This window comes from Myxococcus sp. AB036A, assembly GCF_006547355.1.
In the GTDB taxonomy this organism is placed as follows: domain Bacteria; phylum Myxococcota; class Myxococcia; order Myxococcales; family Myxococcaceae; genus Myxococcus; species Myxococcus virescens.
Genome location: NZ_VHLC01000025.1, coordinates 41,748 through 56,660 on the forward strand (window position 1 = coordinate 41,748; position 14,913 = coordinate 56,660).

Consider the following 14,913-nt stretch of genomic DNA (forward strand, 5'->3'; position numbering starts at 1 on the left):
GTGGAACCGTTCAAGGACGATTCTGGCTGCTTCGCACGCTCACGTCGAACCGGATGATGGCCAGTGGGTCCTGACCCTCGGGGCCTGCCCCGTTTCGTCCCTCCAACATTTCACTGACCGTCTCGGCCTCAGGCGGCTCACCGGTGGAGCCCACCAGCCACAGCGTCACCGGGCCTTCCTCTCCCGCGAGGCTCACGCCCGCGAGCCCCTGCGGCCCCTGCAGGTCGTGGGTGCCCGCGACCAGGGGAAAGTGGCCCAGCAGCTCCGGCGCCGCGCCCTGCCGTTGCTCGAAGAGCAGGGCGGTGCCCGCCTCGGTGGCGTGGTAGCGCAGGAGCAACACATCCGAATCCTCCACCAGGCTGCCCGGGTCCAGACGCCGCAGGACTCCCGCGCTGTCGCGTGCCACCACCGACAGCTCCAGGGCGATGCGTGCCAGGCGTCCCTTCTCACCCGTCCATTCCACCGCGGAGCCTTCCTGGCCGGCCGGGTTCGCCGCCCGCATGCGGGGCAGCAACACCACCGCCAGCAGGCACGCGGCAAGTCCTCCGGCGACCAGGCCCCAGTGCCCGGCCGCGGGCCGATGGGCTCGCAGCGCGCGCCGCACGCGCGCCAGACCCACGTCATCCAGGGGCGGGGCGGACGCGCCCGTCGGAGCGAGCCCCAGCAGCAGCGAGTCCACCTGGCCGTCGAGCAGGCCCGGGCCCGGGTGCGTGGCGAGGAACGCCTCGCACGTCTCACACGGGTGCGCCAGGTGCGTGGCGAAGTAGGCCACGGCCTCGGGCTCTCGGCGGGAAAGGGCGCCCAGTGCGCCATCGTTCAGGTGTTTCATGAACACTCACTCCCACCGGCCGGCGAGGACTCGCCGCAGCAGCTCGCGCTTGATTCGAGACCGGAACCGCTCCAGCCGCATCGTCACCGCGCTTTTTCCCACGCCCAGCTTCTCCGCAATCTCCCGCGCGGACAGCTCACCCTCCACGTAGAAGAGGTGCACCGTCCGTTTCTCCTCGCCCTCGGGCAGCTCCGCGATGAGTCGCCGCACCACCTCGATGTCACGCTCCAGTTGCAGCGCCTCGGGAATGTGGGGGACCGGTTCCGGTTCCGGGTCCGCCACGTCCTCCTCCAGCCGCCGGGTACTGGACTTCCGCTCCAGCCGCGTCCGGGCCCGGTTTCGGGCAATGGACAGCAGCCATGACTCGAAGGCCCCGGGCTCCTTCAGCCGCGGGAGCGCCCGGAACGCCCGGACGAAGGTCTCCTGGATGACGTCCTCCACCTCATCCGAGTCCAGTTGGGCGAAGCCTCCCACCAGCCGCGCCACCAGGGGGCGTGTGCGCCGGTAGATTTCGCTATAGGCAGACGCCTCCCCATGCGCTGCCCGCCGCACCCAATCCGTCAGTCCCTCCGACGCACCCACCTGTCCTCCAGACCCTCTTAAAGGCCCGCCGGCCACAGGGCCGGTGGACGCTACCGTCTCCATGGAAGCAAGCGGGCAACCTTCTTCTCGCTGGCACCCGGGGGGGCGCTGGGGGGAAGAATGTCGCCGCGGCCGTTCATTTCAAGAAGGGACACTGACATGCGCGTCATCAACTTCAATGCCGGCCCGGCCGGATTGCCACTACCGGCCCTCGAGCGGGCTCGGGACGAACTGATTGACTTCCAGGGCTCCGGCATGTCGGTGATGGAGCACAGCCACCGGGGGCGGGAATACGAGGGGGTCCACGACGAAGCCATCTCCCTGTTGACCCGGCTGCTGGGGATTCCCGACACCCACCAGGTCCTGTTCCTCACCGGCGGCGCCTCGCAGCAGTTCGCCCAGGTGCCGATGAACTTCCTGCGGCCCGGCGCCAGCGCGGACTACCTCATGACGGGCGTGTGGAGCGAGAAGGCCTTCGACGAGGCGAAGTACTACGGCACGCCGCGCGTCGCGGTGAGCACGGCGCAGCCGGACAAGCGCTACACGCGGGTGCCCCGCCAGGATGAGCTGCGCTTCGAGTCGAACGCGGCGTATGTCCACCTGACGAGCAACAACACCATCTTCGGCACCCAGTGGCACACCTTCCCGGACGTGGGGAACGTGCCCTTGGTGGCGGACATGAGCTCGGACTTCCTGTGGAAGGGCTTCGATGTCAGCCGCTTCGGCCTCATCTACGCGGGCGCGCAGAAGAACCTGGGGCCCTCCGGCGTGACGCTGGTGGTGGCCGACAAGGCGTTCATCGCGCGGGGGCGGACGGACATTCCGAAGATCTTCCGCTACACCACCCACGCGGAGAACAACTCGCTCTACAACACGCCGCCTACCCTGGCCATCTACCTGGTGCGCAACGTCCTGGCCTGGATTCAGTCGGTGGGGGGGCTCGTGCAACTGGAGCAGTGGAACCGGGAGAAAGCGGCGTTGCTCTACGGGGCCGTGGACCGGCACCCGGAATTCTACCTCGCGCCGGTGGAGCGCGAGTCCCGTTCAGTGATGAACGCTGTCTTCCAGTTGCCCACGGAAGCGTTGGAGGCGGCCTTCGTCGCTGACGCGAAGCAGCAAGGAATGGTGGGCCTCAAGGGGCACCGGACGGCCGGAGGAATCCGCGTTTCGATGTACAACGCGGTGAGCGTGGAGAATGTGCGCACGCTGGCCGCCTTCATGGACCACTTCGTGAAGACGCGCGGGTAGGCTGCGTCCAACCGCACGGATTACCCACACCCGGAGGATTCATGAAAGCCACGCTGACCGCCGTCGTGCTGTCCCTGATGTTCGCCGCTCCGGCCTTCGCCAAGGAGGTCGCGGGGGTGAAGTACCCGGAGACCGCGTCCGTTGCCGGCAAGGAGCTGAAGCTCAACGGCGTGGGCCTGCGCAGCAAGCTGGTGTTCAAGGTCTACACGGCGGGGCTCTACCTGGAGACGCCGTCCAAGGATGGCGCCGCCATCATCAGCTCGGACCAGATCAAGCGCGTGCGCATGTACATGCTGCGGGACCTGGACAAGAAGACCATCGTCGATGCCATTGGCGACGGCTTCAAGAAGAACGCGGGCTCCAAGCTGCCGGAGCTCCAGCCCAAGCTGGACACCTTCAACGCGGCCATCCCGGACGTGAAGAAGGGTGACGAGCTCATCCTCACGTACATCCCCGGCCAGGGCACGCAGGTGTCCAGCAAGACGGGCAAGGAGATCTCCGTCGAGGGCAAGGACTTCTCCGACGCGCTCTTCTCCGTCTTCGTGGGCAAGAGCCCGGTGGATGGCAGCCTGCGTGACGGGATGCTCGGCAAGGACTGAGTGACTCCGGTGCGCGCCACGTGCGGCGTGGATGCCCCGTGTCTCCGAGCGAGGCACGGGGCGTCGTCGTTTCAGGGGCCGGATGCAATGCCTCCGTGGCCCGCGCGTACAAGATGAGGACGGCCGGCCGCTGCGCGAGGGCGGGAGGTCTGATAGCAACCGGAGGGCACGAAGGAGGTCGTCATGGGAATCTGTACGTGGTTGGTGCTGGGTGGCATCGCGGGCTGGCTGGCCAGCATCATCAAGGGCACCAACGCCCGCATGGGCATGTTCGCCAACATCGCCACCGGCATCGTCGGGGCCATGATTGGCGGCTGGATTTTCAGTCTGATGGGCGGCACCGGGGTGACGGGCTTCAACCTCTGGTCACTGCTGGTGGCGACGGTGGGCTCCGTCATCCTCATCACCATCGTCCAAGCCATCCGGAAATGACGCCCGCCGCCCGCGTGCGCGCTCAGAAGAGACTGAGCTGCGGCGTGGGCGGCGGCTTGCGCTCCGGGCGCCGGAAGGTGTCCGGGGCGTCCTCGGTGATGTAAGAGGCGCGGATGCCCACCTTGCGCGCCGCCGTGTGGAAGAGGCGGTGGATGGTCTCCGCGTAGAGGCCGTCACCGCGCATGCGGTGCTTGAAGCGGCTGTCGTTGAGCTCCCCGCCGCGGGTTTCCCGGATGCGGTGGAGCACTCGTTCCGCGCGCAGGGGCAGCTTCGCGCGCAGCCGCTCCGCGAAGACGTCCTTCACCGGGCCGGGCAGCCGCACCAGGATGTGGTGCGCGCGGGTGGCGCCAGCTTCACGTGCCGCGGCCAGCACGCGGTGGATGTCCTCGTCATTGAGGCCCGGGATGATGGGTGCCACCGACACCGCCACGTCGATGCCCGCCTCGGTGAGCCGGCGGATGGTCAGCAGCCGGCGCATGGGGGAGGCGGCATAGGGCTCCATGGCCCGGGCCAGCTCCGCGTTGTGGAAGGGGAGGCTGATGCTGACCCACAGGCGGGCGTCCCGGGCCAGCCGTTGGAGGACGTCCAAGTCCCGTTCGACGAGCACGCCCTTGGTGATGATGCCCACCGGGTTGCGGTACTCGGCGCAGACCTCCAGGCAGCGTCGCGTCAGCCGTAAGGAGGCCTCCAGCGGCTGGTAGCAGTCGGTGACGCCGCTGAAGACGACGGTCTCACCCTTCCAGGAGGGTTTCTCGAAGGACTCGCGGAGCAGCTCCGGCGCCCGGGGCTTCACCACCAGCTTCGTCTCGAAGTCGGTGCCCGCGCCCATGTCCAGGTACTGGTGCGTGGGCCGCGCGTAGCAGTACGCGCAGGCGTGGAGGCAGCCCCGGTACGGGTTGACGCTCCAGCTGAACCCCACGTCCGGGCTGTCGTTGTGCGACAGCACCTGCCGGCTGTGGTCCTCGAAGACCTCCAGCTTGGACGGCGGGATTTCGTCCAGGTACTCCACCGCGGTGCTCGCCCAGGGGTTGGGCGGATTGTCGATGGGACGCGCCTTCATGCGCCCACCGTGGGCCTGAAAGCACGTTCAGTCAAGGGGCGAGCGACCCTGAAAAGAGGGAACCCCCTGCAGAGAGTTCCCCCAGTGCGCCATCCGGATGGTGGGCTGCTGAAACAGCGCGCTACCAGGTCCAGACGTAGAGCTTGTGGGTGCCGACGGTGCCGCTCGTGTTGCTCACGTAGAGCCGCGCCCCGGGCCACGCGCAGTTGAGGTTCAGGTTGCTGTGCGTCTGGCCGACGTTGACGGTACCGGAGATGTTGTTGCTCCCGCAGTACGCGTAATACGACGTGGGGGCGGTACCGACGTTCTGGATGGAGAACGGCGTCACGCCGAACAGCCAGGTCGAGAAATCGCGCGTCTGACCAGCGTCAATCCACGCGGACTCCATGGCCTGCTCCACTTCGCTCAGCTCAGGCTGCTGCATGGCCTGCTCTTCCTCCGGCGTGTACTCCCCACCGCAGCCAACGGCAGCCAGAGACAGCAGACTCACAACTCCCAGCGTATTGAACTTCTTCATGACTTCCCCCTCATTGCGAGTTGTTCCCGAATTGGGAACGCGCGGTGTGTATGGGGGTTTTCACTTAATGTAAATGGTGTGTTTTTGACACCCGGTGGGGTGAAACGGATTGCATCGTTGGATGACGCGTTGCGATGGCGGCGAGAGCTGACCCAGCCCTTCAGGTGAGTGCCAGATTTGCTTCGCGCCTGGCCGTTACAATGGCGCGAGGAAACCGGGACTGGGCGCGCACCAGGCATCAATCGCATCGGAGGATGCGATGCGAGGGACGCCGCAGCAGCAGACGCCGATGTTCCGTCTGAGGACGCTGCGTTGGCGCAATCCCTCCAGGAAGTGTCGCAACGTGCTGTCACGCCTGTAGACTTCGTCGCCCACCACCCATGCCTGCTTCAGTCCTGAGGCCAATGCCCGTTGCAGCAGGCCTTGAGCAAGGGCTGGCTTGGACTCGAAGTCGGCATCGTCTGGGATGCCGCCTGCGTCACGGTGCGCCGCGTCCTGTGTCCAGGCTACTGGCAGGCACAACTCCCTGTCCACCAGCGCGTGCCCGCGGGGCGTGGCATACGAGAGAAAGACGCCTCCCCGTGCATTCTCGATTTTGCCCGCCGTGGCGGTGTACTGGCGCGCGACTCCGACGGACTTGTCTCCCTTCTTCAAGAAGCCCGTCTCGTCCACCGCCAACACGCCGCCTTCCCCAGGCTCCTTCGGGCGTACTCCAAGACGTCGCGCACCGAGTCCGCGTCCCACTTCGCGCGTAGCAGCAGGTGCTGGAAGGCATACGGGGTGGGGTGCTCCGCGTCCTCTGAAAGGCCCCACGCATTCTTCCGCTGCGCGCGACCCAGCAACGCCCTTACGTACTCCACTGCGGCGGCATGTGCTTCGCGCCTGCGGAATCGGCATGTCATCCACCATGGCCTTGCCCTGGGAGGAGGCGGTTTGGCAGGCTCCTTGTTGGGAAGGGAAACTGCTCCCGTGCCGAATCAGCAGCGTCCTTGAGGTGTTTTGAGTGCTGCTCAATGCGAGTTCGTTGGGCGGCACTCATGTCGGTGTGTTTCAGGAAGGAGACCGCAGGTGTTCACCCTCTTTGGACTGATACGGTGGGTGTCATTAGTCGCTGGTGCCCTGCTGGTCGGGCTGGCCGGTTTCCATCTCGCAGGCATGGGAGGTGGAGTGGGAGGGGCATTGGCGGGGATGGCGCTTGGATGGTGGCTGGGCGTTCTCCCGTACACTCTCTCCCTGCGAGCCTTGAGGAAAGACCTCAGCGGGGCCGATTCGGTCGCCTTGAAGCAGCGGCTGGTCGATGAATACTATATTTCGGGCATAATCCTGGATGAGTTGAACAGGCGGGGGGAGGATTGGGCGTCGCTGGAAGGGGAAGTGTTTCAGATGATGCGGTCTGATTCGGTCTCCCGCAGGTGCATTGGGTTTCAGAATCTCCAGCTCTTGTTTCCGGAGCGGGCACGAGTCATGTCAGACTATGACCCATACGCCCCCGCCGAGGATTGCCGTCAGCAGGTGGCGAAAATTCAAGATTCGCCGATGTGTTGAGGACGACGCGCTTCTTCTCCTCGGGACTGTTCTACAAACCTTCGCCCCTGGCTTGTTCATTTTTGAGGGTGTGCCGTCGCGCCGTAACCGTCCGGCCAACGACATGCCGTGAAGGATTGTCGAGGTAGCGGAGCACAGGGGGCGCTGCTGTGCATGTCGATGCAGGTGGAGAAGCCGGAGTGGGTGCGCGTCGCGAAAGCGTTCGAGGCCAGCGGAATGACGCAGAGAACTCCAGCTGTCCTCTTCCTCGGTAGGGCGGTTGGCTGGTCGACTCGCTTTACAGACCTCGACGCAAGCGGGAGCGACATGGGCGTCACGCGTCCAGGGAAGCAGCGCTTCGAAGCCGTCCCCGAAGAGCGCGCGCATCCTTGCCAGCGAGCTTCTCCTCGAAGTGCTGACGAAGGTGGCCAGGGAGCCACTGCTTGAGTCGAGCAAGACGCTCTTCCGCCAACAAGGCCATCTGGGATTCGCGGCTCACCAGCACGAACCGTCTCTCGCTGGAGGCGTTCACTTGAGGCCCTGTCCCGAAGCGTCACTGCATGGCGCCTTGAGTCCGTTGAAAAGCTCGACATAGCACACTTGTTTCGGGCTCGGGTCCGCCTATGGAAGCGGCGACTCTCAGTCGCGTCTGAAATTCTTACGCGCCCAGGTACGCGAGCATGGCGTCCTTTCCGCCCGTGGCCAGTACGTAGGGCGTGCCTGGTGCGATGAGCCCCTTGCGCGCCGCGACACCGTCCACCGCGTCCTGCGCGTGGGTGAGCTGCATGCCGGCTCCTCCTTCGCCGAGGACGAGGGGCGCCCCCATTTTCAGGTCGAGCACCACTACCCGGCGTCGAGCGGGCCGGGGCTCCGCCATGTCCACGATGACGAAGTCTCCCGCGAAGCGACGCTGGTCACAGCGGAAGATCCACAGGTTCCGTTTGCGGCCGAGGAGCTTTCGCACGAAGGGCTTCTCATCGCTCTTCAAGGCGTAGCGTTCGGAGAGGAGGGCGGCGGTGGCGAGCGGATAGCCTTCCTCCTTCACGAGAAGCAGCGCCCACGGGTTCGCATGCCGGAGCAACGACAGAGAGACGGGTAGGACGACGGGAGGTTCTCGAGGCATGTGTCAGCGTGAACGACGGGTGAGGTTGCTCATGACGGACACGCATTGAAACACGCATCGTCGCGGTGTGTTCATCAAGGATGGCATCCATGGAATCGCTCCATGGATTGGCTTCTTCACTTTCGAGAATTGAGAGGATTCTCTCCCGCTGGCATGAAGGTGCCGGCCCCCATGTCCAGGGGGGATGTCGCATGGTGTTCGCCGCGGAGCCGTCGGGCGAAAATGCTGTCCAATGGAATGCGTGTCTCAAGGTCAGCGCGCATGTGTTTGAGGCCACGCCGGCGCTTCGTACCTAGCTATGGATTGGCGGCGCTTCGTTGTGATTGTCCTCGTGCCGTGCCGCCATCCCCCAATTCACGTGGAATGGAGCAGATAATGGATGTTCGTCGACTGGCCCGCGAGTGGCGATGGATGCGCATGGCCTTGGCGTTCGGAATGTTGGCCGCCTGTGGGCCTCAGGTGGAGGAGGAGTCCCTTGTTGCCGGAGAGGCTTTGACGGAGGTCGGCTCGTCCTCGAAGGTGTCGGCGTTGGCGCCTGACCCCTACGCCAACCTGGTCGTCCAGAGTGGTGTCATCGCCGTCATCAATCCAGGAAATGCGGTGGGTGCGCCTGATGGGAATGTCGCCAGCTTCTTGGGCCTTCTGGGGGGCTCACTGCTGCTGGACATGGGCGAGGGGGAGGCGGGCACGGGCCCCCTGCGCATCTACTACCGGGGGCTGTCGCTGTCGGTGATTGCCCAGGTGGACTTCCTTCGGGAGGACCTGAGCCTCATCAGCACGGGGCAGGCGGCCCTCGTGGACCTGGGCATTGGGACGCACTCCGCGCTGGTGCCTTTCAGCAGCGCGACGCCCTACCGGTACGTGCGGCTGCGCGGTGGGCTGGCCGCCCTGTACAGCGTGGATGCCGTGGAGGACATGGGCTTTGGAGGGGGTGTCTTCTGCGGCAATGGCCAGGTGGATACGGAGGAGCAGTGTGATGATGGCAATCTGGTATCGGGAGATGGCTGCGGTGCTGGTTGCCAGGTGGCGCCGGGCTACTCCTGCTCCGGCACGCAGCCCAGTGTCTGCACCGACGTCAACGAATGTACGAATGGCACCTCCCAGTGCTCGGTGAATGCAACCTGTACGAACACGCCGGGGAGCTACAACTGCACGTGCAAGCCGGGCTACTCGGGCAATGGCTGGACGTGCGACGACATCGACGAGTGCGCGAATGGGACGGCCGTGTGCCAGGTGGGCGAGCTGTGCGTGAACACGCCCGGTGCCTACACCTGCGTGGCTGGTGCCTGTCAGTCGCCCACGGTGCAGTGCGGCTCGCAGTGTGTGGATGTGTCGTCGGATGCGTCCAACTGCGGCGCCTGTGGAAATGTTTGTGACGCTGGGCAGACCTGCTTGGAAAGCGCTTGTGTGGCGGATGGCATCAAGCTGCAAATCGCCACGTCGTGGGCGCGCGCGGGTGATGGAGACCTCGTCGTCCGGACTCCCTCGGGGAAGCTCATCTACGGCGGCAACCGGGGGCCCGGCATTGAAACGGACTATGGGACGCTGGACCGGATTGCGTCAGCCGGGTGGGGGCCGGAGCGGGTCATCTGGAACGCTGGTGCGCCCCCGCCGGCTGGCCAGTACGACGTCTGCTTCAAGGCGGCGGGTTTTTCTCCGCCGCCCAGCGCTGAGAATCCCGTCTCGTACACCGTCACGGTGAGGTGGCTCGGGCGGCCGGACCTGATTGTCTGGAGCGCCGCCACCAGCGCCGACCTGGGGGCCGAATGCTCCCCGGAGCACCCGACGCACGTCGTGTCCTTCACGTACCCCGGTGGTCCGTAGAGGGCGTCATGTGCTGATGGGACCTCGTCCCTCGCGGCACCACCTGTCGCCGCGAGGGACGAGGTGATGGGTTACTTTCCGCGGAAGTGAGACAGCCACGGTATCGACGTGCGTCAAGCAGGCCTCGCGGGACTGGGGCTATGCTGCCGCATCATGATCTGCCAAGCCTGCGCTCGGCTCCGTGACGTGGCCTTGGGGGCCATGTGTCAGGAGTGCGGTGCCCCGCTCGTGCCCGCCACCGAGCCGAATCTCGACGCACTCGTCAGGGAGACACTGCGCCGTCACATCGAAGGCTGGCAGGCCAGCGCGCTCATCGACGTCGTCACCGCGACCCGGCTCGCCGAGTCCCTCGCGCCTGGCGCGGACGAGCGTCACCCCGAAACGCCGAAGGCAGAGGAGGGTGCGCAGGCCCCCGCCCAGGACCTCTTCGAAGCGGTCGCTGTCCCTCCCGCGGATGCAGCGACCCGCGCGGAAGCCTGGGCCGATGGTGTCGCGACCTCGCTTCGCGACGGGGGAGAATGGCGGCTCTGGGGCTGGGGCGCCGCGCTGGCGCGCTCGTTGGACGAAGCCGCGAAGGCGGAGCGGGAGCAGAGCGCGCGCAAGCGTCGAGGGCTCCGGCCTGACTCGGAGACGGGGGATGACGACCTGGGCGCGGCGCTGGATTCCGGGCAGACGTTCTTCGACCGGGGTGCATCAGGTCCGCTCAGCGGAGGACTCGAGGCCGTCGTGGCGCTCGATGCACGGCCGGAGAGCGCGCCCCGGTTCCAGGAGTTCATCTGGTGGTTCCTTGGCGCGATGCTGGTGCTGGGCGGCTCGCTCATGGGCGTGCGCGAGGCCTGGCAGGCACTCGGCGGCGTTCCACGTCAGCTCCTCGTCACGGGCGCTCTGTGGGGATACCACGCGGGCTTCATCGGGCTCGGTGTGTTCCTGTCCCGGCGCTCCATGCCGGTGGGGCGCGTGCTCTCGGGCATTGGCCTCGCGTTGCTCCCCGTCGCCTTCATCGCGCTGTCGTCGCTGTTCGCCCTGTCACCTGGGTTCGGTGCCGCGGTGGCGCTTGGCGCCGCCGCGCTGGGCATGGTGCCGCTGAGGTCGGCGGGACGTCTGCTGCATGGCACCTCCGCCGCGGCCCTGGGATTGGCGCTCCTGCCCTCCCTGTTCGCGGGGCTTCCGCTGATGGCGCTCGAGGACGCGCCCTGGCTGCGCACGCTCTGTGCCTCCGTGGGTGTCATGGCTCTGACCGCCACGGTATGGCGCGCACGGAAGGCGACGGAGGGAAACACGGCGCTCGTCAGCGCGAGCGCCGCGCTCTATGGCGCGCTGTGGCTCGCCGTCTTCTGTGTGGTGAGTTCACCGTCAGGGTTCGACGCCCTGGAGCCAGGTAGCGCCCTGTTCGCGGGCCTCACGCTGTGGGCTCAGGCATTGGCCACCGTCATCGCCGTGGCCGTGACCACCGACGCCGCGCGCGAGGCCCATCCGCGTGTGAGTCCGGTGCTGGAGATTGTGGCCTACGCGGTGTTCGCCAGTGGCGCGGTCGTGGGCGCGCTGGGCGCGTTCTCCAGCGCGCCCGGAGGGGACTTCCAGGTCGACTTGGCCTCGGCGCTCGCGCCACTCATCGCGGCGGGTGTCTTCTTCCTGCTGGAGCCTCGGCGGCGGGCCCTGGTCCACCTCATGGTGATGACGGCGCTCCTCGCCGGAGCCTTGTTCGCTCGCACGCAGGCGCCGACCGAGCCGGGCTGGTGGGTATTCGGCGGCACGGTGGCGACCGCGGGCTTGATGCTCCTGGCGCGTTGGAGTGCCTTTCCGGGACTGCGTATCCGCCTGCTCGCCTGGACCATCCTTGGGTCGTTGGTGGCAATGCCCCTGGTGCGGCAGGTGGGCAGCGCCGCCTCGCCGTGGCCCCAGGTGCTGACGGGGCTGGTCATCGCTGGGGCCGCGCACGTTGCTGGCGGCTGGCGCTGGCGGGGCCTGCACTACCTGGGCGGCGTGGGCCTTGTCTTCGGTGTGCTCGCCTTCGCCGAGGGGACCCCGGCGTTGGAGGGAAGCTGGGGCCGGCTGGCGGTCTTCGCGCTCGTGAGTGGATTCTACGGTGTCGCGGGGCTCGTGCAGGGGGCGTGGGCGCAGCCCGCGTCACGAAGGGACGGGCTGCTGCCCCTGGATGACCTCGCCCTCAGCCTGGCCGCGGCGGGAGTCCTCCTGGCCGTGGATGCCGCTCCGAGCGCTCCGGATCTGCTCGTGTCAGCCACGGGGCTGTCAGCCAGTGTGCTCTCCGCGCTTCCCACGGCCGTGGTCACGGCCTGGTTGCTGCTCCGTGTCCGGCGGGATGGCAGCAGGCTCGTCGGGTTCCTCGCGGCCTCGGGGCTCGCGCTTGCGGTCTCCCAGGTGATGGGCACCGTCTCCGACTTCGCATCCCCGCGAGCTGCCCTGGTCGCCGCGTCATTGGCGCTCGGCTTCGCGGCCTTCTCCGCGCTGCGCGGCCGCACTCCGCTGGGTGCCGCGGACACCGCTACCGGGAGCGAGGGCCGGAGGATGTTCGACCTCTTCAGGCTGCCGCTCGGTGCGCGGGGGCTGCCGCTCTTCACGGATGGCTTTGCCACGGCGGCGCTGGTGCAGACGGTCATCGCTACGCTCACGCTGGCTGGGTGGCTGGCCAGGCCCACGGATGCCGAGCGCGCCACGTGCCTGCTCGCGGCCGGTCTGCTCCTCGTGGTCGTGCTGGTGGCCTTCGTGTCGCGCGGATTCGAGGCCTGGCACCTGCGCGGCTCGGTGGTGACGCTCGCGTCGCTGGGCGCGCTCATCGCGCTCACCGCTCTGCTCAACCGCGCGGGCCGGCCGTCGCCGCCGGACGTCGCGGCTCTGCGGACCTCGCTCATCGGCATCGCGCTCTGGGGCGTCGCGCTGGCGACACGGCGCTTCGGGCCCTGGGTCGCCGGGCTTCTGGAGAAGCCTCGTCACGGTAAGCTCTACCACTGGGTTCTCCATCTCGGCGTGGCGGCCCTGGCATGTGTGCTCCTGAAAGGCGCGCTCCTCGTCGGCCTGCCCCGGCCGTCCCGTGCGCTGGCTCTCATTCCGCCCCTGATGTTGCTGGGGCCCGCGACGTTGATGTTGCTGCTCGCCGTGTCCGCGCCCTCGGTGCGGCTCGCGAGCGTGGGGCTCTGGCTCGGGCTGCCCGGTGCGGCGCTCTGGGCCGCGAGGCAGTCGTTGCTCGGGCCCAGGCTCGCGCACTCGTGGTCGTCCGAGGGCAGGTGGGTGCGCATCGGCGCCGAGTCCCTGCACTGGCTCGATAAGGACGCGTGGCTCGCACCAGGAGACACGGTGTTCCTGCTGTGGCAGCGGGCTTTCGCGGGCATCGCCGCCGTGGGGCTCGTCTATGCCGTTGCCTCGCTCCGGGGGCTGCCCGATTCCTTCCAGCGCCTGTTGCAGCGCCATTCGGTCATCAGTGTGGGCGTGGTCTTCGTCGCGGCCCTCTTCCAGCCTGGGCTCACGGCGGCAGGCCTGGTCTGCATCGCCGGTCTGGTGTTGTTCCTCGGCGGGGCCAGGGCGCAGGGGCGCGGTGTGCTTGGCGCGAGCATCCTCCTGCTGGTCCACGCGTTGGCGCACCGTGGGGACGTCTTCGAGGTGTGGCCCGGCCCGGTGCTCGCCCTGGTGGGGCTGACGGTGGTGACGCTGGGGCCGTGGATCGTCCGGCGCAGGGGCTTGTCCGAGAGCGCCGCTCGCATGCGCATCCATCAGGCCAGCGCCATCTATCTGTTGGCAGCGCTCGTGTACGTGTTGGCGACGAATGGAACGCCGTCGTCGACGCTCGCCGCGCTCAACCTCCTGGGGGAGATGCTGCTGAGCATGGGCGGGAGCTGGATGGTCTCTCCCGCGTTGCCTGTGACACTGGCGCTCGTCGCCGCGTCGGTGCTCGTGGCGGCTTTCCAGTGGAAGGGCACGCTCGCCTCGCTCGTCGCGACGCTGGGGGCCTGGGTGGTGGGGGGCACGTTCGTCGCCTCACTCATGGCCTTCCTTTCGATTCGCGCGAGTCTGGTCGGCCCGTGGCTGCGTTACGGCGAACTCTTCATCCTCCATGGCGCGGCCCTGTCCCTGGCCGCCTCCGTGGGCGTGCTGGCCCTCCATGCCGCCCAGGCGTGGGTGCGGAGGCGCCGGCCGGACGTCGCGGGCGGCCTGTCATGGGGGCGCGACACAGGGCTCGTGGTGAGTGGGCTGATGCTCGCGGCCCTGGCGGTGGGGGGCGCCGCCTCCGATGGCGCTCTTTCGCTGGCCATCGCCTCCATTGGCATCCTGGTGTTGGTGGCGCTGCACTGCGCCTGGAGCCAGCACACGGGTCGGCACGTCTACTTCGTGCAGACAGCGGTGGTCGGCGTCTACGCCCTGGTGCGCAATCTGTATGCACCGGGCCTGCGCGCCGAGCACGACGCATTCTTCGCACTGGCTCTGGGCTTCATCCTGGTGGGCGTGACGGTGCTGGCCCGGAGGGCGGGCGTGCAGCCCGTGGAGGCGGCCACCCGGCGCTTCGCGGCACTGCTGCCCGTGGGCATGGCGCTGGTGCTGCCAGGCGAGGCGACGCAGGAGGCGGCGCTGCTCGCGGGGGGCTCCGGACTCCTGTACGCGACGCTGGGCGCGGTGGAGCGCAGCCGGCTGTTCGGTGCGTTCGCCGCGGCCGCGTGCAACTTCGCGCTGCTCATCTCCGCGCTGGCCTTTGGCCTGGAGGGTTTGGAAATCTACCTGGCGCCCATGGGTTTGCTGTTGTTGATGCTGGGCCAGCTCTTCGCGGAGAGCCTGCCGCACGCCGCGCGCAACACGGTGCGAATCCTCGGGGGCTTGTTGCTGTATGTGCCCGCGGCGGCGCGCATCGCGGTCCAGGTGGGCCAGTCTCCCGACGGCACGTATGCGCTCGTCTTCGGCGGGGTGTGTCTGCTCGGCGTGGTGGCGGGCATGGTGTTCCAGATTCGCGCCTACCTGGCGTTGGGGACCCTGTTCCTCACGCTGGACGTCGCGGCCACGCTGCTCGACGCCGGGCTGAGGGACCACCGCATCGGCTTCCTGGTGATGACGCTCACCGGGCTCACACTCATTGGCGGGCGCGTCCTGACGACGTTGAAGCGTCAGGAGTGGGAACTGCTCGTGCGGCGGGTCCGCGTCCAGCTTCGCGGTTGGGATTGAGCGCGCAGGTGG

The 14,913-nt window shown here is 67.6% G+C and carries 11 protein-coding genes and 1 pseudogene; 6 read left to right on the top strand and 6 right to left on the bottom strand.

Annotation, left to right across the window (positions count from 1 at the left end; translation table 11 throughout):
• Positions 1 to 10: 10 nt before the first annotated feature.
• Entirely contained in the window at positions 11 to 829 is an 819-nt protein-coding gene (locus tag FL344_RS13105) for a hypothetical protein (protein WP_228564995.1), read from the bottom strand.
• A gap of 6 nt (positions 830 to 835) precedes the next feature.
• A complete protein-coding gene (locus tag FL344_RS13110) occupies positions 836 to 1,411 on the bottom strand; it encodes an RNA polymerase sigma factor (protein ID WP_141592035.1) in 576 nt (191 codons plus the stop codon).
• 159 nt (positions 1,412 to 1,570) lie between these two features.
• Here FL344_RS13110 and serC point away from each other — a divergent pair, with 159 nt between their 5' ends.
• From serC to FL344_RS13125, 3 genes are all read left to right on the top strand, one after another.
• Positions 1,571 to 2,659, top strand: a complete 1,089-nt coding sequence (gene serC / locus FL344_RS13115) for a 3-phosphoserine/phosphohydroxythreonine transaminase (RefSeq protein ID WP_141618763.1) — start codon at positions 1,571 to 1,573, stop codon at positions 2,657 to 2,659.
• A gap of 41 nt (positions 2,660 to 2,700) precedes the next feature.
• The gene (locus FL344_RS13120; protein WP_011554925.1) at positions 2,701 to 3,258 is read left to right on the top strand and encodes a chalcone isomerase family protein; all 558 of its coding nucleotides are present in this window, start codon (positions 2,701 to 2,703) and stop codon (positions 3,256 to 3,258) included.
• A gap of 183 nt (positions 3,259 to 3,441) precedes the next feature.
• Entirely contained in the window at positions 3,442 to 3,690 is a 249-nt protein-coding gene (locus FL344_RS13125) for a GlsB/YeaQ/YmgE family stress response membrane protein (RefSeq protein ID WP_011554924.1), read from the top strand.
• Positions 3,691 to 3,712: 22 nt separating this feature from the next.
• Here the strand turns inward: FL344_RS13125 and FL344_RS13130 are convergent, their stop codons facing one another.
• The 3 genes and pseudogenes from FL344_RS13130 to FL344_RS13140 form a co-directional block, all read right to left on the bottom strand.
• Positions 3,713 to 4,750 (bottom strand): PA0069 family radical SAM protein, encoded by a 1,038-nt coding sequence (locus FL344_RS13130; RefSeq protein WP_141592033.1) that lies wholly within the window; start codon positions 4,748 to 4,750, stop codon positions 3,713 to 3,715.
• Positions 4,751 to 4,871: 121 nt separating this feature from the next.
• Entirely contained in the window at positions 4,872 to 5,267 is a 396-nt protein-coding gene (locus FL344_RS13135; protein ID WP_141618764.1) for a hypothetical protein, read from the bottom strand.
• Positions 5,268 to 5,462: 195 nt separating this feature from the next.
• Positions 5,463 to 6,169, bottom strand: a pseudogene (locus FL344_RS13140) (IS701 family transposase).
• Between the two features lie 166 nt (positions 6,170 to 6,335).
• Between FL344_RS13140 and FL344_RS13145 the strand changes: the two are divergent.
• Positions 6,336 to 6,812, top strand: coding sequence for a hypothetical protein (locus FL344_RS13145; protein ID WP_141618766.1), 477 nt, complete (start codon positions 6,336 to 6,338; stop codon positions 6,810 to 6,812).
• Positions 6,813 to 7,449: 637 nt separating this feature from the next.
• Here the strand turns inward: FL344_RS13145 and FL344_RS13150 are convergent.
• Positions 7,450 to 7,836, bottom strand: a complete 387-nt coding sequence (locus FL344_RS13150) for a hypothetical protein (protein WP_228564996.1) — start codon at positions 7,834 to 7,836, stop codon at positions 7,450 to 7,452.
• A gap of 453 nt (positions 7,837 to 8,289) precedes the next feature.
• Between FL344_RS13150 and FL344_RS13155 the strand changes: the two genes are divergently transcribed.
• Both FL344_RS13155 and FL344_RS13160 read left to right on the top strand, forming a co-directional pair.
• Complete coding sequence (locus FL344_RS13155; protein WP_194863092.1) at positions 8,290 to 9,738, top strand: EGF domain-containing protein; 1,449 nt, start codon at positions 8,290 to 8,292, stop codon at positions 9,736 to 9,738.
• Positions 9,739 to 9,891: 153 nt separating this feature from the next.
• Positions 9,892 to 14,901, top strand: a complete 5,010-nt coding sequence (locus FL344_RS13160) for a hypothetical protein (protein ID WP_368667427.1) — start codon at positions 9,892 to 9,894, stop codon at positions 14,899 to 14,901.
• Positions 14,902 to 14,913 lie beyond the last annotated feature (12 nt).